This window comes from Streptomyces sp. NBC_01012 (genome assembly GCF_045162755.1).
Taxonomy (GTDB): Bacteria; Actinomycetota; Actinomycetes; order Streptomycetales; family Streptomycetaceae; genus Streptomyces.
The window spans coordinates 3,904,285-3,924,232 of the sequence record NZ_CP108688.1 but is presented as its reverse complement, the minus strand read 5'-3'; the positions used below and the strand labels follow the sequence as shown (position 1 = coordinate 3,924,232).

Here is a 19,948-nt window from a genome sequence, read left to right as displayed (position 1 = left end):
CGTCACCCACCGCCCGGCGTCACCCGCGCCCGGAGTGTCAGGTCACATGCCGTGGACGGCCGGGACCGTGCCGAGGCGGCCGGCCTGGAAGTCCTCGAAGGCCTGCTTGAGCTCCTCCTGGGTGTTCATCACGAACGGCCCGTAGTGCGCCATCGGCTCACGGATCGGGCGCCCGCCGAGCAGCACGACCTCCAGGTCCGGCGTGTTGCCGTCCTGCGCCTCGTCGGCGCGGACGGTCAGCGACGACCCCTTGCCGAAGACCGCGGTCTGCCCGGTACGGACGGGGCGGCGCTCCGCTCCGGCGCTCCCGCGCCCCGCGAGCACGTAGGCGAGGCCGTTGAAGTCCTCGCGCCAGGGCAGCGTCACCTCGGCACCGGGCCTGATCGTCGCGTGGACCATGGTGATCGGGGTGTGCGTGATGCCCGGCCCCTCATGGCCGTCGAGTTCACCGGCGATGACACGGAGCAGCGCGCCGCCGTCCGGGGAGGCGAGGAGCTGGACCTGGCCACCGCGGATGTCCTGGTAGCGGGGCGCCATCATCTTGTCGGCCTTGGGCAGGTTCACCCAGAGCTGGAGGCCGTGGAAGAGGCCGCCGGACATGACGAGCGCCTCGGGCGGCGTCTCGATGTGCAGGAGACCGCTGCCGGCGGTCATCCACTGGGTGTCACCGTTCTCGATCGCGCCGCCGCCACCGTTGCTGTCCTGGTGGATGAAGCTGCCGTCGATGATGTACGTGACGGTCTCGAAGCCGCGGTGAGGGTGCCAGGGGGTCCCCTTCGGCTCGCCGGCCGCGTACTCCACCTCACCCATCTGGTCCATCATGATGAACGGGTCGAGGTGCCGGTAGTTGATCCCGGCGAAGGCGCGCCGCACCGGGAATCCCTCCCCCTCGAAGCCGCTGGGCGCGGTCGTGACGGTCAGTACAGGGCGGGCCACGGCCGCGGCCTCGGCCGCGACCTTCGGCAGGGTCAGCGGGTTTTCGACGGTCACTGCGGGCATGGGAGCCACCTCCGGGAGTCTGCTGCCAATTTAGTTGAATGGTGAACATCCAGCAAGGTGGCATCCATTCCCGCACCCCCGGACAGCGACGAGGACCCGCACCGGAACGGTGCGGGTCCTCGGGGCTTGTCGTATGCGGCGCCTACGGGACAGCCCTCAGCCGTACATGCGGCGCATCGCGAAGTCGACCATCTGCTCCACCGCCTTGGCGTCGAAGACCATGCGGTGATCACCCTCCATGTCCAGGACGAAGCCGTAGCCCGTCGGCAGCAGGTCGATCACCTCGGCGCCCGTGATCACGAAGTACTTGGACTCCTTGCCCGCGTAGCTCCTGAGCTCCTTGAGCGTGCTGAACATCGGGATCACCGGCTGCTGCGTGTTGTGCAGCGCCAGGAAGCCGGGGTTGTCGCCGCGCGGGCAGTAGACCTTCGCCGTGGCGAAGATCTGCTGGAAGTCCTCCGCGGACAGCGAACCGGTCGTGAAGGCCCGTACCGCGTCGGCCAGGGACGGCGGCGAGGGCTCGGGGTACAACGGCTGCTCGCCGTAGCCGCCGCCCATCTGCTGCTGTGCACCCGGGTTCTGGTCGTAGCCATACATGCCGCAAAGAGTAATCGGACACATCTGTGCCTTGAGGGGTTGCGTCTTATTACTGACGGGTAGCATCATCGAGAGGTCAGCTGATATACCCACGCCAGGCCGTCCGTCGCCCGATCCTCACTCCTCCACGGGGCGCTGCGCGCCACTGCTATTGATTACGGAGCCTTCCCATGGGGCACTACAAGTCGAATCTCCGCGACATCGAGTTCAACCTCTTCGAGGTCCTCGGGCGCGACAAGCTGTACGGCACCGGTCCGTTCGCCGAGATGGACGTCGACACCGCGAAGAGCATCCTGGACGAGGTCACCCGCCTCTCGGAGAACGAGCTCGCCGATTCGTACGCCGACGCGGACCGCAACCCGCCGGTCTTCGACCCCGAGACGAACACCGCGCCCGTCCCGGCCTCCTTCAAGAAGTCGTACCAGGCGTTCATGGACTCCGAGTACTGGCGCCTGGGCCTGCCCGAGGAGATCGGCGGCACGACGTCCCCGCGCTCCCTGATCTGGGGTTACGCGGAGCTGGTGCTCGGCTCCAACCCGGCCGTCTGGATGTACTCCTCAGGTCCCGCGTTCGCCGGCATCCTCTTCGACGAGGGCAACGAGGCGCAGAAGAAGGTCGCCGAGATCGCCGTCGAGAAGCAGTGGGGCTCGACGATGGTGCTGACCGAGCCGGACGCCGGTTCGGACGTCGGCGCCGGCCGCACGAAGGCGGTCGAGCAGGAGGACGGCTCCTGGCACATCGAGGGTGTGAAGCGCTTCATCACCTCGGGCGAGCACGACATGTCCGAGAACATCCTCCACTACGTCCTGGCACGCCCCGAGGGCGCGGGCCCCGGCACCAAGGGCCTCTCCCTCTTCCTGGTCCCGAAGTACCACTTCGACTGGACCACCGGCGAGCTCGGTGAGCGCAACGGCGTGTACGCGACGAACGTCGAGCACAAGATGGGCCTCAAGGCGTCGAACACCTGCGAGATGACCTTCGGCGACCAGCACCCCGCCAAGGGCTGGCTGATCGGCGACAAGCACGACGGCATCCGCCAGATGTTCCGCATCATCGAGTTCGCCCGCATGATGGTCGGCACGAAGGCCATCGCCTCCCTCTCGGCGGGCTACCTCAACGCGCTGGAGTACGCCAAGGAGCGCGTCCAGGGCACCGACCTGTCGCAGTTCATGGACAAGACGGCCCCCAAGGTCACCATCACGCACCACCCCGACGTGCGCCGCTCGCTCATGACGCAGAAGGCGTACGCCGAGGGCATGCGCTCCCTCGTGCTGTACACCGCGTCCGTCCAGGACGCGATCCAGGTGAAGGAGGCCGCGGGCGAGGACGCCAAGGCGCTCAACGGCCTCAACGACCTGCTGCTCCCGATCGTCAAGGGCTACGGCTCCGAGAAGTCCTACGAGCAGCTCGCGCAGTCGCTCCAGACCTTCGGCGGCTCGGGCTACCTCCAGGAGTACCCGATCGAGCAGTACATCCGTGACGCCAAGATCGACACGCTGTACGAGGGCACGACGGCGATCCAGGGCCAGGACTTCTTCTTCCGGAAGATCGTCCGCGACCAGGGTGCCTCGCTGAACGCGCTCTCCGAGGAGATCAAGAAGTTCCTCGCGAGCGCCCAGGGCGACGAGGAGCTGTCCGGCTCGCTGGACAACCTCGCCAAGGCCGCGGTGGACCTGGAGGCGATCGTCGGCACGATGATCACCGACCTCACCGCGACCGGCGAGGACGTCAAGAACATCTACAAGGTCGGTCTCAACACGACCCGCCTCCTGATGGCGTCCGGCGATGTCGTCGTCGGTTACCTGCTGCTCAAGGGCGCGGTCGTGGCCTCCGAGAAGCTGCGCAACGCCTCCGCCAAGGACGCGGCGTTCTACCAGGGCAAGATCGCCGCCGCGAAGTTCTTCGCGGCGAACGTCCTGCCGGGGGTCTCCGGCGAGCGCGCGCTGGCCGAGTCCGTCGACAACTCGCTGATGGAGCTGGGCGAGGCCGCGTTCTGAGGCCTTCCCGCTTGCCGAATGCCGCCGTCCGGATCCTTCCCGGGCGGCGGCATCGTCGTACACCGTGAAGCGCCCTCACGGGCCGTCGTTAAAGTGAGGAACATGAGCTCTCCCCTCCGCTTCGACCGCGGGCACACCGACGACCTGATGGCTTTCCTGATGGCAGCACCCTCCCCGTACCACGCGGTGGCCGAGGCCGCCGCGCGGCTGGAGAAGGCCGGATTCCGCCAGGTCGAGGAGACGGACGCGTGGGACGGCTCCATCGGCGGGAAGTACGTCCTGCGGGGCGGCGCCATCGTCGCCTGGTACGTGCCGGAGGGCGCCGGCGCCCACACCCCGTTCCGGATCGTGGGGGCGCACACCGACTCCCCCAACCTGCGCGTCAAGCCGCGGCCCGACACGGGTGCGTACGGCTGGCGCCAGATCGCCGTCGAGGTCTACGGCGGGACGCTCCTGAACACCTGGCTCGACCGGGACCTCGGTCTCGCCGGCCGCCTCTCGCTGCGCGACGGCACGCACCGGCTGGTCAACATCGACCGGCCTCTGCTGCGGGTCCCCCAGCTGGCCGTGCACCTGGACCGGTCCGCCAACCCCGACGGCCTCAAGCTCGACCGGCAGAAGCACATGCAGCCGATCTGGGGGCTCGGTGAGGTCGAGGAGGGCGACCTGATCCGCTTCGTCGCCGAGGCGGCGGGCGTCGACCCCGCCGAGGTCACCGGCTGGGACCTCATGCCGCACCCCGTCGAGGCGCCCGCCTATCTGGGCCGGGACCGTGAGCTGCTCGCAGGTCCCCGGATGGACAACCTGCTCTCGGTGCACGCCGCGACCGCCGCGCTGGCGGCCGTGGTCACCCAGCCCGACGACGAGCTCCCGTACATCCCCGTGCTGGCGGCCTTCGACCACGAGGAGAACGGCTCCCAGTCCGACACCGGCGCGGACGGCCCGCTGCTCGGCACGGTCCTCGAGCGCTCCGTGTTCGCCCGCGGCGGCTCGTACGAGGACCGTGCCAGGGCCTTCGCCGGAACCGTCTGCCTCTCCTCGGACACCGGCCACGCCGTCCACCCGAACTACGCCGAGCGGCACGACCCGACGCACCACCCGGTGGCCAACGGCGGACCGATCCTCAAGGTCAACGTCAACATGCGCTACGCGACCGACGGCAGCGGCCGCGCCGTATTCGCCACGGCCTGCGAGAAGGCGGGCGTGCCGTGGCAGTCGTTCGTCTCCAACAACTCGATGCCCTGCGGCACGACGATCGGCCCGATCACCGCGGCGAGGCACGGCATCCGCACCGTCGACATCGGTGTGGCGATCCTCTCGATGCACAGTGCGCGCGAGCTCTGCGGAGCCGACGACCCGTATCTCCTGGCCAACGCGCTCCTGGCGTTCCTCGCGGCCTGATCCCTCCGCCGTCCCAACCGCCCCTTCGGACATGGTTGTTGCCGGGCCGGGTACGCGAGACGTACACCGGCCCGGATTCACCGGGCCGTCGAGGAGGCGAAGTCATGGGACTCGGAGGATGCATTCTCCTGATCGGTGCCGGCGCGATTCTCGCGTTCGCCACCGACTGGGAAATGGACAGCGTCAACGTCGACCTGGTCGGCTGGATCATGATGCTCGTCGGCCTCGTCGGGGTCTTCGTCTACGTGAGCATCGCGCGCCGGCGCCGCATGATCGTGCCGCCCACCACCACGGTCGTCCCGGACGACGAGAAGCGCTACCGGTGAGCCGGCGGGCCCGTCAGTCCTGCTCGTCCATCCCGGCCAGCACCAGCGGCAGCCTCGCCGTCCCCGTGGCGGTGACGCTCACCGGGACGCCCCAGTCCTGCTGGTGCACATGGCAGGCCGGGTACTCGTTGGCCGGGTCGTCGTCGCAGGACGCCGCCATCGCGGACACATGCAGGACGCCCTCGGTGGCCCCGTCCGCGAGGACCAGGTCACGGCTCAGGTCCGTACCCTGGCCGGATCCCTCGGCCAGCAGCTCCGGCGGGGTCGAGGAGACCAGCAGCCGGGTGGAGGGGCCGTAGCGGGTGTCCAGCTTCTGCCCGGCGGGTGCCTGGAAGACCACGTCCAGCCGCAGCGTGCCGGCGGCGACCTCGGTGGGGGCCCGCTGGGTCCGGTGGGCACGGTCCGCGACCCGCACGGCCTCGTCGGGCAGCCGCAGCCGGGTCAGCCGGTGCCGTGCGGACTCGACGACGACCAGGTCCCCGTCCACCAGCACCGCGTCGCTCGGCTCCCGCAGATCCGTGGCCAGGGTGGTGACCTCGCCGCTCTCCGGGTCGTACCGCCGCAGCGCGTGGTTGTAGGTGTCGCTCACGGCCACGGAACCGTCCGGGAGTGCGGTGACCCCCAGCGGGTGCTGCAGAAGCGCCTCGCCGGCCGGGCCGTCCCGGTGGCCGAAGTCGAAGAGACCGGTACCGACCGCGGTGTGGACGGCGCCCTCCGCGTCCACCCAGCGCAGCGCGGAGGTCTCGGAGTCGGCGACCCAGAGCCGGTCAGCGGCAGCGGCCAGACCGGACGGCTGCGCGAACCACGCCTCGGGGCCCGGCCCGTCGACCAGCCCTTCGTTGGTGGTGCCCGCGGCCACGCGTACGGCGCCGGCCTCCGGGTCGTACGTCCACAGCTGGTGCACGCCCGCCATGGCGATCCACAGCCGGTCACCGAACCAGGCGATGTCCCACGGCGAGGAGAGGTCCACCTCCGTGGCCGGGCCGCTGGTCGCGGAGCCCTGCCACCACTGGCGGCCCGTCCCGGCGAGCGTGCTCGTCGTGCCCGTGGCCAGGTCGAGCGCCCGGATCGCGTGGTTGACCGTGTCCGCGACGGCGATCCTGCCGTCGGGCAGGAGGGCGAGACCCTGCGGCTCGCTGAACCGGGCCTCGTCGGGGCGGCCGTCCGTGAATCCACGCTCTCCGGTGCCGAAGTGGCCCCGTACGGTCTCACCGTCGGCGTCCAGCTCCACCAGCCGGTGACGGGTGGTGTCCGACACCAGGAAGCCCCCGTCGGGGAGCGTGAGCGCCTTGCCGGGGAACCGCAGATGGGTGGCGACCGGCTCCGGGGCGACGTACGGGCCGTCGCCGCGGCGCAGGGTGCCCTTGGCGGCGTGCTCGCTCTCCAGCTCCTCGACCAGCTTCTCGATGGCGTGCGCGTGCCCCTCGCCCGCGTGCTGCGCGACGACATAGCCCTCGGGGTCCACGACGACGAGCGTGGGCCAGGCCCGGACGGCGTACTGCTTCCAGGTGGCGAGCTCGGGGTCGTCGAGGACGGGGTGGTGCACCTCGTACCGCTCGACGGCGTCGACGACGGCCTGGTGCTCCGCCTCGTGCACGAACTTCGGCGAGTGGACACCGATGATCACGACGGTGTCGCGGTGCTTCTCCTCCAGCTCACGCAGCTCGTCGAGCACATGCAGACAGTTCACACAGCAGAACGTCCAGAAGTCCAGGATGACGATGCGTCCCCGCAGGTCAGCAAGGGTGTACTGCCGGTCGCCTGTATTGAGCCAGCCGCCCTTGCCGATCAGTTCGGGGGCGCGGACACGTGCACGTGCTGTCATGTAACCAGTCAACAGCACCGCGGCCTGCACGCATTCCGGCGGGGCATCGGGGAACCTGTGATCCATGAGACTTCTCGTACGTGAGCGACTGTTCGGCGTCGGCGACGACTACTGGATCGAGGATGCGGACGGGCGGAAGCTCTTCCTCGTCGATGGAAAAGCCATGCGGCTCCGGGACACCTTCGAGCTGAAGGACACGGACGGCCGGGTCCTGGTGGAGATCCGCCAGAAGCTGATCAGCCTGCGCGACACGATGATCATCGAGCGGAACGGCGAGGAGCTCGCCAAGGTCAAGCGCAAGCGGCTCTCGCTCCTGCGCAACCACTACCGGGTGGCTCTGGTGGACGGGACCGAACTGGATGTCAGCGGGAAGATCCTGGACCGCGAGTTCGCCATCGACTACGACGGTGAGCTGCTCGCCCAGATCTCCCGGCGCTGGCTGACCGTCCGCGACACCTACGGCGTGGACATCGTGCGGGACGACGCCGACACACCGCTGCTCATCGCCGTGGCGGTGTGCGTCATCGTCCTCGCGGACAAGGAACACGACAAGGACTGAACGGCATACGTCATGGATCAGGGCGGTGGTCCGGTTTCACGTGAAACCGGACCACCGCCCTGATGCGTTGCGCGCGGGTCAGCCCAGACGCCTCGGCGCGAGACCCAGCCGGCGGTCCTTGAGCGCCGGGAACTGCTCCCGGGTGGTCGTGGCCTTCGCCGGATCGAACTCCACGGTGAGCACTTCCTCGTCGGCTCCGGCCTCGGCGAGCACCTCGCCCCAGGGGTCGACGACGATGCTGTGGCCCGCCTGCTCGATCCCCGCGTGGGTACCCGACGACCCGACCGCCAGGACATACGCCTGGTTCTCGACCGCGCGGGCCTGGGCGAGCAGCGTCCAGTGCGAGCGACGGCGCTCCGGCCAGCCGGCCGCGACGACCAGGGTCTCGGCCCCCGCGTCGACAAGCCCCCGGAACAGCTCGGGGAAGCGCAGGTCGTAGCAGGTCGCGAGGCCGAGCGTGGTCTCCGGCAGAGCGACGGCGACCAGCTCCTCACCGGCCCCCATCAGCACGGCCTCACCCTTGTCGAAGCCGAAGCGGTGGATCTTGCGGTACGAGGCGGCTCGCTCACCCTCGGGGGAGAACACCAGCGAGGTGTTGTAGAGGGTGCCGTCATCGGCGCGCTCCACGAAGGACCCGGCGTGCAGCCAGACGCCGGCCTCGGCGGCCGCCTTCGCCATGATGTCGTGCGTGGGGCCTTGCAGGGGCTCGGCCTCATCGGCGAACGCGTCATGGGCGAAGGCGCCGACCGGCCAGAGTTCGGGGAGGACGACCAGATCCGCTCCCCGCTGCCGCACGACCAGTGAAGCCGCGCGCTCTCTACGGGAATTGACCGATTCATCCGGGTTTACTGCGATCTGGATGAGGGAGGCGAGCACACTACCACCGTCCTGGCATGGAAGCCGTCAACGCGGGCCTACGATCGTCACACGAAAGCACTGCCGGGGTGCCTGCTCGCAGCGTAACTTAGCGGGCGAGCCTCCCACGTAGCCGTAGACAGCACTGTCGGTGCCGGCCCTACCGTCGGCACTTCCCTGCTCGCCAGCCCATGCACCGCAGAACCGCACGAGGGGTCCCGTGACCGTCCATCCCAGCCTCCAGACCTATGCCGATGCCTGGACCCAGTCCATCGAGTCGATAGCCGAGCTGGTCAAGCCGCTCGCAGAGGGGGAGTGGAATCGCCGGACACCCTGCCCGGGCTGGTCGGTGCGTGACATCGTCTCGCACGTCATCGGCATGGAGTGCGAGCAGCTCGGTGACCCCCGTCCGATCCATACGCTGCCGCGCGACCTCTACCACGTGCAGAACGACCACCAGCGCTACACGGAGATGCAGGTCGACGTACGGCGCCATCACACCGCGCCGGAGATGACCGCGGAGCTGGAGTACACGCTCATCCGGCGGATGCGTCAGCTGCGCAACGAGTCACGTGACCCCGAGACCATGGTGCGGGCGCCCCTCGGCGCCGAGCAGACGCTGGAACTGTCCCTGCGCATGCGGGCCTTCGACGTCTGGGTGCACGAGCAGGATCTGCGTACGACGCTGGGGCAGCCCGGCAATCTGGATTCCCCCGGCGCCCTGGTCGTCCGGGACACGCTGCTCGCCGGGCTGGCGAAGGTGGTCGCCAAGGACGCGGGCGCACCGCACGATTCGGCCGTGGTCTTCGATGTGCACGGTCCGCTGGAGTTCCTGCGCACCGTCAGGGTCGACGGCGACGGCCACGGTTCGGTCGACGGTGCACCCTCCCTCGGCCCCGTGGCGACCCTGGCGTTGGACTGGGAGACGTACTACCGGCTGGCCTGCGGCCGGGTCAGGCCGCAGGCCGTGGAGGACCGGATCAAGGTCGAGGGCGACCAGGACCTGGCGGCCGAGATCCTGCGCCACTTCGCCGTGACCCCGTAGCCCCCGGCCCGGCGGCGCCCGTCCGCCGGCGGGGACCGGCACGGGCGCGCCGCCGGTGCGCCGTCAGGCGGGCACGTGCACGGCTTCGACCCGGCTGATGACGTGATGGTCGCGTTCCCTGTGCGTCGCGCTGGCGTGCAGCCGCAGGATCTGTACGACGCCGAACGCCTCCAGGACGAAGATCGAGGCGAACGCGATGCGGAAGTTGTCACCGGTCGCGTCCAGCAGGACTCCGACCGCGAGCAGGGTCGTCATCGAGGCGATGAAGCCACCCATGTTGACGATGCCGGAAGCGGTGCCCTGGCGTTCCGGCGGGTTGGCCGGCCGGCCGAAGTCGAAGCCGATCATCGAGGCCGGGCCGCAGGCGCCGAGCACCACGCACAGGGTGATCAGCAGCCACATCGGCGCGTGGTTCCCGGGGTAGAAGATCGTGGTCCCCCAGAGCAGCGCGGTCATCGCGACCGTGCCCAGCGCCAGCGGGGCACGCGCGGCGTGATGGCGGGCGATGACCTGCCCGTAGACGAGCCCCACCACCATGTTGGAGAGCACCACCAGCGTGAGCAGCTCACCCGCGGTGCCCCGGCTCAGCCCCTGCGCCTCGACCAGGAACGGCATGCCCCACAGCAGCAGGAAGACCATCCCGGGGAACTGCGTGGTGAAGTGCACCCACATCCCGAGGCGGGTGCCCGGCTCACGCCAGGCCGCGGCGATCTGCTTCCGTACGTACGCCGCTCCGGCGTGCTCGGCGGGCGGCGGCTCGTGTCCCTCGGGGTGGTCCTTGAGGAAGAGCAGCAGCAGGACGAGCACCACCACACCCGCCAGCGAGCTGCCGACGAAGGTCGCGGTCCAGCCGTAGCCGTGCAGCGCGCGGGCGATGACGAGGGTCGAGACGAGGTTGCCCGCCATCCCGAAGAGCCCTGCGACCTGCCCGACCACAGGTCCGCGGCGGGCCGGGAACCAGCGGGCGCCGAGCCGCAGCACACTGATGAACGTCATCGCGTCGCCGCAGCCGAGCAGCGCGCGGGAGGCGAGCGCCATGCCGTACGAGGGCGAGAGCGCGAAGCTCAGCTGCCCCAGCGTGAAGAGCACCACCCCGATGGTGAGGACCTTCTTGGTGCCGAGCCGGTCGACCAGGAGGCCGACGGGTATCTGCATGCCGGCGTAGACGAGCAGCTGGAGGATGGAGAACGTCGACAGGGCCGAGGCGTTGACGTGGAACCGGTCGGCGGCGTCGATTCCGGCGACGCCGAGGCTCGTACGGAAGATGATGGCGACGAAGTAGACGGCGACGCCGATGCCCCAGACCCAGACGGCTCGCCGGCCTCCGGGCGGGTCCCCCGGCAGGGAGAGGGTGGGAGCCGCGGAGGTCATCGGTCATCCCCCCGGACCAGCACCCTGACCCTGCTGACATGGCGCCGTACGACCTGCGCCGCGCCGTCGGCGTCACCTGACCTGATGGCCTCCAGCAGCTCACCGTGCTCGGTGATGTTGGCGGCGATCCGGCCGGGATGCGCCTCCATCACGGCGACGCCCATCCGCAACTGCCGGTCACGGAGCTGGTCGTAGAGACGGGAGAGGATCTCGTTGCCCGCGTTCTTCACGATCTCGGCGTGGAAACAGCGGTCTTTGACGGAGACCGCGGCCAGATCGCCCGCGTCGGCGAGCTCCCGCTGCTCCTCCAGGAGCTGTTCGAGCCTGGCGATGAGCTGCGGCGGCGCGGGCACGGCCTTGCGCGCGGCGAACTCCTCCACCAGCAGCCGGGTCTCCACCACGTCGGAGATCTCCTGTGCGGAGACCGCGAGCACCAGCGCGCCCTTCTTCGGGTAGAGCTTGATCAGCCCTTCGACCTCCAGGCGGAGCAGCGCTTCGCGCACCGGGGTGCGGGATACGCCGACGGCCTCGGCCAGGTCGCCTTCGGTGAGGAGCGTGCCGCCCTCGTAGCGGCGGTCGAGGACCGCTTCCTTGATGTGGGTGTAGACGCGCTCGGCGGCGGGTGGCGGCTTGGGGGCGGCCGTCTTGCGGGCCATGGGCGATGCGGTGGGTGCGGCGGGCATGCACACAGCATAGATACAAGATGCGTACGTCTGCTCCCCCTGTCCGCGATCCGGACCCCGCCCCCTCCACGGGCGCTCCCGCGGCGCACTGTCACTCTTACGGGTGTACAGCCCTTCGGGGCCCTCATGAGTCTCATGACCAGGGCGGCACTTCCGTGCAGCGCCCCCTTCAGGGACATTTGGAGCATCTACGTTGAAACACGGCATCACGGGTATCCGTCGCGCCTCTGTCACGGCCACGGTCACCCTGACCGCAGGGGCGGTACTCGCGGGCGGCGCGTTCGCCTCCACCGCTCGGGCAGCGGCACCGCCGAAGCCCAAGATCACCGCCAAGGGCGGTTTCGTGATGGACAGCGGGACGGCGAAGACGCTCTACGGCAAGGCCGCGGACACCCGCCGCTCCACCGGCTCCACGACGAAGGTCATGACCGCCAAGGTGGTGCTGGCGCAGAAGAATCTGAACCTTGATTCCAAGGTCAAGATCCAGAAGGCGTACAGCGACTACATCGTCAAGAACACCGCCTCGTCGGCCCGGCTGATCGTCGGCGACAAGGTCACGGTCCGTCAGCTCCTGTACGGTCTGATGCTGCCGTCGGGCTGCGACGCCGCGTACGCGCTCGCCGACACGTTCGGCTCGGGTTCCACGCGTGCGGCCCGGGTGAAGTCCTTCATCGGCAAGATGAACGCCTCCGCGAAGAGCCTCGGCCTGAAGAACACCCACTTCGACTCGTTCGACGGCATCGGCAGCGGATCGAACTACTCCACGCCGCGCGACCTGACGAAGATCGCCGCGAGCGCGATGAAGAACTCCACGTTCCGCACGGTCGTGAAGACGAAGTCGACGAAGCAGAAGGTCACGACCAAGTCCGGCGGCTACCGCTACATGTCGTGGTCGAACACCAACCCGCTGCTGGGGAGTTACAGCGGCGCGATCGGCGTGAAGACCGGCTCGGGCCCCTCGGCCAAGTACTGCCTGGTCTTCGCCGCGACCCGCAAGGGCAGGACGGTCATCGGTACGGTCCTGACCTCCTCGTCGGCGGCGAACCGCACGTCGGACGCGAAGAAGCTCCTGGACTACGCCTTCAAGAAGTAGCCCGGTCCGGCGGTGACGGAGGAGGGGCCCCGCACGCGGTGCGGGGCCCCTCCTCCGTGTCCGTGCGGCGACTCCGTGTCCGTGCGGCGACGCGGATCAGCTGCCGCCCTGGCCGGCGCTGCCGACCGGGCCGACCAGCACCTGGTCACCGTTGCCACTGTCCCCCGCGGGCAGCGAGCTCTCGCCCGGCCAGTCGAGGGTGACCGACTTCGTCTGGTTCGGCGGGGTCACCACAAGACCCGTGATGCGGACGCCGGAACCACCCGTCTTGTTGAGCGGGTAGCTGACGTAGAAGTCGATCTCCTTGCCGTTCTTGAGGGTGTACGGGTCGCCGGCCTCGCCCTTACGCGTGGCGGAGATCGTCCCCGCGTTGGTCTTCAGGTCGACACCGGCGAACCCGGAAATCACGCAGTCGGCGCCGCTGCTGTTCTTCAGCCCCACCGTGACGCTGCCGTCGGGGTCGCCGTCGATGAAGCCGTCCACCGCCGTGATCTTCAGCCCGTCGGTGGTGCACTGCTGGGCCTTGCTGCCCGAACCGCCGCCGGTCCCGCCGGAGGTCGACCCGTCGTCGGGAGCGGTGGAGTTCTCCCCGCCGTCCTGGTCCGAGCCGCCCGAGTCCGACCCTCCGCCGGAGGTGGGCTCGGCGGACGCCGACGCGGACGACGGGTCGGGCTGCCCCACGGCGGCGTCGTCCTCCTGACAGGCCGTGAGCGACAGACCCGCGGCGACGACCAGGGCAGCGAAGGTGATCTTGCGAGCGCGCATCGTTTCTTCCTCACATCGATTGACAGCGCGGGCCGCTCGGATCGGATCGGTACGAGCGAACGCATCTGACCAACAGGACAGGTCCGGAGCGCTCGGCCGTTCCACCTGACCACCGCCTAATGCATGGCTGTTACACAGGCACGGGGACCGGCCCCTCCCTCTCCCGGCCCCGGACATGCCGATGGGCCCGCGCAGCCTTCACGCGGGCCCATCGCACACATCTACGCCCAGGTGATCAGACGCTTCGGCTGCTCCAGGACCGCCGCGACGTCCGCGAGCGCCTTGGAACCGAGCTCGCCGTCGACCAGCCTGTGGTCGAAGGAGAGCGCCAGCGTGGTCACCTGGCGGGGCTTCACCTTGCCCTTGTGGACCCACGGCTGGAGCTTGATGGCCCCGACCGCGAGGATCGCGGACTCACCCGGATTCAGGATCGGCGTACCGGTGTCGACGCCGAAGACCCCGACATTGGTGATGGTCACCGTGCCGCCGGCCATCGCTGCGGGGGACGTCTTCCCCTCCCGTGCGGTGGTGACCAGCTCGCCCAGTGCCTCGCCCAGCTGCGGCAGCGTCCTGTCGTGAGCGTCCTTGATGTTCGGCACGATCAGACCGCGCGGTGTGGCGGCCGCGATACCCAGGTTGACGTAGTGCTTCTGCACGATCTCCTGGTTGGCCTCGTCCCAGGCGGCGTTGATCCCCGGATTCCGCTTGATCGCGACCAGGAGGGCCTTGGCGATGATCAGGAGCGGGTTGACCCGCACCCCCGCCATGTCCTTGTCCTCCTTGAGCTCGGCGACCAGCTTCATCGTGCGCGTCACGTCGACGGTCACGAACTCCGTGACATGCGGCGCGGTGAACGCACTGCCGACCATGGCCTGCGCGATGGCCTTGCGCACGCCCTTGACCGGGATACGGGTCTCCCGGCCGGCCCCCTCCGCCGGCGCCGCCGCGGGGACGGGGGCCAGGTCGGCCTCGTCGGCCCGTGCGGGGGCTTCGGCGGGCGCCTCGGACGCGGCCGCCGCGTGGATGTCGTCGCGGGTGATGATCCCGCCCTCGCCGGTCGGCGTGACCGTGGCGAGGTCGATCCCGAGGTCCTTCGCCAGCTTGCGCACCGGCGGCTTGGCGAGCGGACGGCTCTCCGCCTCGGCCCGGTGGCCGTTGAGCTCGGCCTGGATCGCGGCGGCGGCCGGGCCCGGGACCTCGGCACCCTTGCGGGCACGGCGCTTGGTGGAGCTCTCGGCCACGCCGTAGCCGACGAGCACCGGCTGACGCCCCTGGGGCGCCTCGGCCTCAGGTGCGGCCTCCGCCTCAGGTGCGGCTTCGGCAGCCGTGTCCTGCGCGGCCGGGGCTTCGCCGCTGCCCGGGGCCACGTCCACCGCGATGATCACTTCACCGACGTCGACGGTCGAGCCCTCGGGGAAGCGCAGCTCGTGCACCACCCCGTCGAACGGGATCGGCAGCTCCACCGCGGCCTTGGCCGTCTCGACCTCGCACACCACCTGGCCGTCGGTGACGGCGTCACCGGGCTGGACGAACCACTTGAGGATCTCCGCCTCGGTCAGTCCTTCGCCCACGTCGGGCATCTTGAACTCGCGGAAACGAGCAGACGTTTCGGTCATCGTCGTCACGGCCCTCTCCTCAGTACGCCAGCGAGCGGTCGACGGCATCGAGCACCCGGTCGAGCCCTGGCAGGTACTCGTCCTCCAGCCGGGCCGGCGGGTAGGGGACGTGGTAACCGCCGACCCGCAGCACCGGCGCCTCGAGATGGTAGAAGCAGCGCTCGGTGATCCGCGCCGCGATCTCCGCACCCGAGCCGTAGAACACCGGGGCCTCGTGGACCACCACAAGCCGGCCGGTCCTCTCGACCGAGGCCTGTACGGCGTCGAAGTCGATCGGGGACATCGACCGGAGGTCCAGGACCTCGATCGACTTGCCCTCCTCCTGCGCGGCGGCGGCCGCCTCCAGGCAGACCTTCACCATCGGGCCGTACGCGACGAGCGTGAGGTCCGAGCCTTCACGGGCCACGGCGGCCTTGTGGAGCGGACCGGGGATGGACTCGGTGTCGAGCTCCCCCTTGTCCCAGTAGCGCCGCTTGGGCTCGAAGAAGATGATCGGATCGTCGCTCTGGACAGCCTGCTGCATCATCCAGTAGCCGTCGCTCGCGTTGGACGGCGAGACGACCTTCAGCCCCGCCACATGCGCGAACAGCGCCTCGGGCGACTCGCTGTGGTGCTCGACGGCGCCGATGCCGCCGCCGTACGGGATGCGGATGACGATCGGCATCTTGACCTTGCCGAGTGCACGGGCGTGCATCTTGGCGAGCTGCGTGACGATCTGGTCGTACGCGGGGAAGACGAAGCCGTCGAACTGGATCTCGACGATCGGGCGGTAGCCGCGCAGGGCCAGGCCGATCGCCGTACCGACGATGCCGGACTCGGCGAGCGGGGTGTCGATGACACGGTCCTCGCCGAAGTCCTTCTGGAGCCCGTCCGTGATGCGGAAGACCCCGCCGAGCTTGCCGACGTCCTCACCCATGATCAGGACCTTGGGGTCGGTCTCCAGAGCCTTGCGCAGCGACTCGTTGAGCGCCTTGGCGAGGGACAGTTTCTGGGCGGCCATGGCTAGTTGCCCTCCTCGGCGAACGATGCCTGGTAGGCGGCGAACTGGGCACGCTCCTCGTCGACGAGCGGGTTGCCGTCGGCGTAGGCGTGGTCGAAGATGGCCAGCCGCTCCGGGTCGGGCATGGCCCGTACCGCTTCGCGTACCCGCTTGCCGAGGCTCTCGCTCTCCTCGTCCAGCGCGGTGAAGTACGCCGCGTCGGCGAGGTCCTGCTTCTCCAGGTAGGTGCGCAGGCGCAGGAGCGGGTCCTTCGCCTCCCATGCCGCACGCTCCTCGTCCGCCCGGTACTTGGTCGGGTCGTCGGAGGTGGTGTGCGCACCCATCCGGTAGGTGAACGCCTCGACGAGGGTGGGTCCCTCGCCCCTCCTGGCACGCTCCAGCGCCGACCTGGTGACGGCCAGACAGGCGAGGACGTCGTTGCCGTCGACCCTGACCCCGGGGAAACCGAAGCCTTGCGCGCGCTGGTAGAGCGGCACTCGCGTCTGCTTCTCGGTCGGCTCGGAGATCGCCCACTGGTTGTTCTGGCAGAAGAACACGACGGGGGCGTTGTAGACGGCGGAGAAGGTGAAGGACTCCGCCACATCGCCCTGGCTGGACGCGCCGTCACCGAAGTACGCGATGACCGCCGAGTCCGCGCCGTCCTTGGCGACGCCCATGGCGTAGCCGGTGGCGTGCAGGGTCTGCGAGCCGATGACGATCGTGTACAGGTGGAAGTTGTTGGTGTTCGGGTCCCAGCCGCCGTGGTTCACGCCGCGGAACATCCCGAGCAGATTGGTCGGGTCCACGCCCCGGCACCAGGCGACGCCGTGCTCCCGGTAGGTCGGGAAGACGTAGTCGTCGTCGCGCAGCGCCCGGCCGGAGCCGATCTGTGCGGCCTCCTGGCCCAGCAGCGAGGCCCACAGGCCCAGCTCGCCCTGGCGCTGCAGAGCGGTGGCCTCGGCGTCGAAGCGGCGGGTGAGGACCATGTCCCGGTAGAGGCCGCGGAGCTCGTCCGCACTCAGGTCGATCTCGAAGTCCGGATGCTCGACGCGCTCACCCTCGGGCGTCAGCAGCTGGACCAGCTGAGGGCCTGAACCCTCCGGCGTCTTCGCGGTCGTCTTCGCGGCGCTGGTCCGCTTGCTGCTGCGTCGCGGTTTGCGCGCGGCAGTGCTCTCCACGGTCACGTGCGTGCTCCTCCGTCGGTCCGGCCCCCGGGATGGCCGGGAACCAGTGCGGCTCGCCTGTGTCCGGACCCGTGCACGGGGTGGGTGCCACTCGGCCGGGAACAGGCGTGACAGGTGCCCCGGCGAGCGTCCTGTCCTAAGCACGTTACCCAGTGCGTCGCATAACTGCGAAACACCTTGTGACCTGCGATTTTGCTTGGATTTCCAAGTAAATCCCGAAAATCGTGAACTCCCGCTGGTCACAGCGTTGATAACAGCCTGGCAGGCAGCCGGAACAACGGCACGTTATCCCGGTGGACAGCCTCAGGGAAGGGCGGACGACAAAGGAGTGTGTGAGACTTCGAATGTGCGCGAAGAAGGAAAAATCACGGTATTCCTGCTCGATGATCACGAAGTCGTCCGGCGTGGAGTTCATGAGCTGCTGTCCTCGGAGGAGGACATCGAGGTCGTCGGCGAGGCGGGCACGGCCGCCGACGCGCTCGCACGGATCCCGGCGACCCGGCCCGACGTCGCCGTCCTGGACGTACGGCTGCCGGACGGCAGCGGGGTGGAGGTCTGCCGCGACGTCCGCTCGAAGGACGAGGACATCAAATGCCTGATGCTCACCTCGTACGCCGATGACGAGGCACTCTTCGACGCGATCATGGCAGGCGCATCGGGATACGTGCTCAAGGCCATCCGAGGAAACGAGCTGCTCAGCGCCGTACGCGATGTGGCGGCCGGAAAGTCCCTCCTGGACCCGGCGGCCACCGCCCGTGTCCTCGAACGGCTGCGCGAGGGCAAGGACGGCAAGGGCGACGACCGTCTCGCCGGGCTGACCGACCAGGAGCGCAGGATCCTGGACCTGATCGGCGAGGGGCTGACCAACCGGGTGATCGGCGAGCGGCTGCACCTCGCGGAGAAGACCATCAAGAACTACGTCTCCAGCCTGCTCTCCAAGCTGGGCATGGAGCGGCGTTCCCAGGCGGCGGCGTACGTGGCGAGGCTCCAGGCCGAAAAGCGCTGAGGGACGGTCAGGGACTTTGGTCCTGACCGTCGAGGGCCCGGGACCCTTACACGTCTCCTACCTGTGGCGGAGAGTAGGGACATGCTTTTCTCCCGCCCGTCCGTCTCGTCCGTCTCCTCCGCCACGGACAAACCCCGGGCCATCGAACTGCTCAGCAGTGTCCGCTACGGCCGACTTGCCATGAGCATGCGCGCACTGCCCTTTCTGGCGGTGGCCCGGCACCTGGTGATCGAGGGCCGTGTCGTCCTGCGGATGCACAGGGGGCTCGGCTTCCACGAGTCCTGCGACGGGAGCGTCATCGCCTACGGCGCGGACAACTTCAACTCCCCTACGTCCGGCGGTGCGGAGGAGCTCTGGTCGGTGCAGTTCACCGGCCCCGCCGAGATCGTGCACCCGGCCTCCGACCAGCGCGAACGCTTCGGAGCCGGCCCCGCCGACGTGAACGGCGAGCACTTCGATCCGGTGTATCTGCGGCTCGACCCGCACCTCACCCATATGCACACTCTGGCCTACGACGCAAGTCCGTAAAACCAGCCACTCAGTGTCACCTAACATGTGGCACGTGCTGCGCTCATATGTGACCCACCCGCCTGTCCCACCGATCGGCGAGGTCCTGCGCCGCTACCCGGACGCCGGTGAACCCCTCACCTGCGAACCCATCGGCAAGGGTCTGCTCAACCACGGATACCGCGTGTCCACCACCCGCGGCTCGTACTTCCTCAAGCACCACCTGGACAAGCACCACCTCGACGACCCCAGCGGCGATCACGCCACGATCGTCCGGCAGCACCGCGCGACCCAGCAGTTGCACTCACTCGGTGTCCCGGTGGCTCCGCCCCTCGCGGACACCCAGGGTGACACCGTCACGGTGATCGGCGGTCGGCGTTACGCCCTGCACCGGTGGGTGGACGGCCTCCACCGGGACGGCGCCCAGCTGACGACCGCACAGTCGCGCCGGCTCGGGGCGCTGCTCGGCACCGTGCACATGGGCCTGGAGCAGGTCATGGAGGCGGACCCGCCGCCTCCGGCAGGGGGACAGAGCCCCGACCCCGCCGACACGTTCACGCTGATCGACGAGTTGCTGACGGCCGCGCGGCGGATGGGGCCACGGGACGCGTTCGACGAGCTGGCCATGCACCGGCTGGTCGAACGCCGTGCCCTGCTGGAGCAGCACGCGCACCGCCGCCCGCCCACCCCCGAGGGTTCCGCCGGCGGATGGGTGCACGGCGACTTCCACCCGCTGAATCTGCTCTACCGCGGAGCAGACCCCGTCGCGATCGTGGACTGGGACCGGCTCGGCGTGCAGCCGCGCGCCGAGGAGGCCGTACGGGCTGCGGCGATCTTCTTCGTACGGCCGGACGGCGAGCTGGCACTGGAGAAGGTGCGGGCGTACGCCCGCGCCTACCGGCGCTCGGCGGGCGCCGGGGCGGCCGAGCTGGCGGCTGCGGTGCACCGCGTGTGGTGGGAGCGCCTCAACGACTTCTGGATACTGCGCTGGCGCTACCGCCTGAACGACCGCAGGGCCGACCCGCAGTTCCCTGCGGTGTCGGCCCTGGCGGTGTGGTGGACGCGCGAGTACGAGGCGGTCGGCGAGGCCTTCACGGGGTGAGGCGCGCGCTCACACGGGTGGGGCCGTCACCGGGTGAG

The 19,948-nt window shown here is 69.4% G+C and carries 19 protein-coding genes; 9 read left to right on the top strand and 10 right to left on the bottom strand.

Features of this window, described 5'->3' with window-relative positions:
* Positions 1-42 precede the first annotated feature (42 nt).
* Positions 43-999 carry a pirin family protein gene (locus OG623_RS17750; protein WP_406147615.1) on the bottom strand — a complete coding sequence of 319 codons (957 nt, stop codon included), beginning with the start codon at positions 997-999 and terminating at the stop codon, positions 43-45.
* A gap of 156 nt (positions 1,000-1,155) precedes the next feature.
* Positions 1,156-1,596 (bottom strand): SseB family protein, encoded by a 441-nt coding sequence (locus OG623_RS17745; protein ID WP_406147614.1) that lies wholly within the window; start codon positions 1,594-1,596, stop codon positions 1,156-1,158.
* 170 nt (positions 1,597-1,766) lie between these two features.
* On the opposite strand from OG623_RS17745, the gene OG623_RS17740 reads away from it, so the two are divergent.
* From OG623_RS17740 to OG623_RS17730, 3 genes are all read left to right on the top strand, one after another.
* The gene (locus OG623_RS17740) at positions 1,767-3,593 is read left to right on the top strand and encodes an acyl-CoA dehydrogenase (protein ID WP_406147613.1); all 1,827 of its coding nucleotides are present in this window, start codon (positions 1,767-1,769) and stop codon (positions 3,591-3,593) included.
* A gap of 102 nt (positions 3,594-3,695) precedes the next feature.
* Positions 3,696-4,994 carry a M18 family aminopeptidase gene (locus tag OG623_RS17735; protein WP_406147611.1) on the top strand — a complete coding sequence of 433 codons (1,299 nt, stop codon included), beginning with the start codon at positions 3,696-3,698 and terminating at the stop codon, positions 4,992-4,994.
* 104 nt (positions 4,995-5,098) lie between these two features.
* Positions 5,099-5,320, top strand: a complete 222-nt coding sequence (locus OG623_RS17730; protein ID WP_406147609.1) for a DUF6458 family protein — start codon at positions 5,099-5,101, stop codon at positions 5,318-5,320.
* 13 nt (positions 5,321-5,333) lie between these two features.
* On the opposite strand, the gene OG623_RS17725 is transcribed toward OG623_RS17730, so the two are convergent.
* Positions 5,334-7,145 (bottom strand): NHL domain-containing thioredoxin family protein, encoded by a 1,812-nt coding sequence (locus tag OG623_RS17725; RefSeq protein ID WP_406147607.1) that lies wholly within the window; start codon positions 7,143-7,145, stop codon positions 5,334-5,336.
* A 64-nt stretch (positions 7,146-7,209) separates the two neighbouring features.
* Here OG623_RS17725 and OG623_RS17720 point away from each other — a divergent pair, with 64 nt between their 5' ends.
* Positions 7,210-7,704: an LURP-one-related/scramblase family protein gene (locus OG623_RS17720; protein ID WP_406147606.1), complete on the top strand. Its 495-nt coding sequence runs from the start codon at positions 7,210-7,212 to the stop codon at positions 7,702-7,704.
* A gap of 78 nt (positions 7,705-7,782) precedes the next feature.
* On the opposite strand, the gene OG623_RS17715 is transcribed toward OG623_RS17720, so the two are convergent.
* Positions 7,783-8,580, bottom strand: a complete 798-nt coding sequence (locus OG623_RS17715; protein WP_406147605.1) for a carbon-nitrogen family hydrolase — start codon at positions 8,578-8,580, stop codon at positions 7,783-7,785.
* A 199-nt stretch (positions 8,581-8,779) separates the two neighbouring features.
* On the opposite strand from OG623_RS17715, the gene OG623_RS17710 reads away from it, so the two are divergent.
* A complete protein-coding gene (locus tag OG623_RS17710; protein WP_406147604.1) occupies positions 8,780-9,604 on the top strand; it encodes a maleylpyruvate isomerase family mycothiol-dependent enzyme in 825 nt (274 codons plus the stop codon).
* 63 nt (positions 9,605-9,667) lie between these two features.
* On the opposite strand, the gene OG623_RS17705 is transcribed toward OG623_RS17710, so the two are convergent.
* A complete protein-coding gene (locus OG623_RS17705) occupies positions 9,668-10,975 on the bottom strand; it encodes a nitrate/nitrite transporter (protein ID WP_406147602.1) in 1,308 nt (435 codons plus the stop codon).
* Positions 10,972-11,658 carry a GntR family transcriptional regulator gene (locus OG623_RS17700; protein ID WP_406147601.1) on the bottom strand — a complete coding sequence of 229 codons (687 nt, stop codon included), beginning with the start codon at positions 11,656-11,658 and terminating at the stop codon, positions 10,972-10,974. The genes OG623_RS17705 and OG623_RS17700 overlap by 4 nt, the downstream gene beginning before the upstream one ends.
* 193 nt (positions 11,659-11,851) lie before the next feature.
* On the opposite strand from OG623_RS17700, the gene OG623_RS17695 reads away from it, so the two are divergent.
* The gene (locus OG623_RS17695; protein ID WP_406147599.1) at positions 11,852-12,751 is read left to right on the top strand and encodes a D-alanyl-D-alanine carboxypeptidase family protein; all 900 of its coding nucleotides are present in this window, start codon (positions 11,852-11,854) and stop codon (positions 12,749-12,751) included.
* 96 nt (positions 12,752-12,847) lie between these two features.
* Here OG623_RS17695 and OG623_RS17690 read toward each other — a convergent pair whose 3' ends face one another.
* From OG623_RS17690 to pdhA, 4 genes are all read right to left on the bottom strand, one after another.
* Positions 12,848-13,516: a DUF4232 domain-containing protein gene (locus OG623_RS17690; RefSeq protein ID WP_406147597.1), complete on the bottom strand. Its 669-nt coding sequence runs from the start codon at positions 13,514-13,516 to the stop codon at positions 12,848-12,850.
* Between the two features lie 221 nt (positions 13,517-13,737).
* Positions 13,738-15,141, bottom strand: a complete 1,404-nt coding sequence (locus OG623_RS17685) for a dihydrolipoamide acetyltransferase family protein (RefSeq protein WP_406147595.1) — start codon at positions 15,139-15,141, stop codon at positions 13,738-13,740.
* Between the two features lie 10 nt (positions 15,142-15,151).
* On the bottom strand, positions 15,152-16,132 hold the full coding sequence (locus OG623_RS17680) for an alpha-ketoacid dehydrogenase subunit beta (protein WP_406147594.1): 981 nt from the start codon (positions 16,130-16,132) through the stop codon (positions 15,152-15,154).
* Positions 16,133-16,134: 2 nt separating this feature from the next.
* The gene (pdhA, locus tag OG623_RS17675; RefSeq protein WP_406147592.1) at positions 16,135-17,295 is read right to left on the bottom strand and encodes a pyruvate dehydrogenase (acetyl-transferring) E1 component subunit alpha; all 1,161 of its coding nucleotides are present in this window, start codon (positions 17,293-17,295) and stop codon (positions 16,135-16,137) included.
* A gap of 346 nt (positions 17,296-17,641) precedes the next feature.
* Here pdhA and OG623_RS17670 point away from each other — a divergent pair, with 346 nt between their 5' ends.
* The 3 genes from OG623_RS17670 (at position 17,642) to OG623_RS17660 (ending at position 19,910) form a co-directional block, all read left to right on the top strand.
* Positions 17,642-18,301 carry a response regulator gene (locus OG623_RS17670; protein WP_406147590.1) on the top strand — a complete coding sequence of 220 codons (660 nt, stop codon included), beginning with the start codon at positions 17,642-17,644 and terminating at the stop codon, positions 18,299-18,301.
* A gap of 81 nt (positions 18,302-18,382) precedes the next feature.
* Positions 18,383-18,829 carry a pyridoxamine 5'-phosphate oxidase family protein gene (locus OG623_RS17665; protein ID WP_406147589.1) on the top strand — a complete coding sequence of 149 codons (447 nt, stop codon included), beginning with the start codon at positions 18,383-18,385 and terminating at the stop codon, positions 18,827-18,829.
* A gap of 25 nt (positions 18,830-18,854) precedes the next feature.
* On the top strand, positions 18,855-19,910 hold the full coding sequence (locus tag OG623_RS17660) for a phosphotransferase (protein WP_406147587.1): 1,056 nt from the start codon (positions 18,855-18,857) through the stop codon (positions 19,908-19,910).
* Positions 19,911-19,948: the final 38 nt, after the last annotated feature.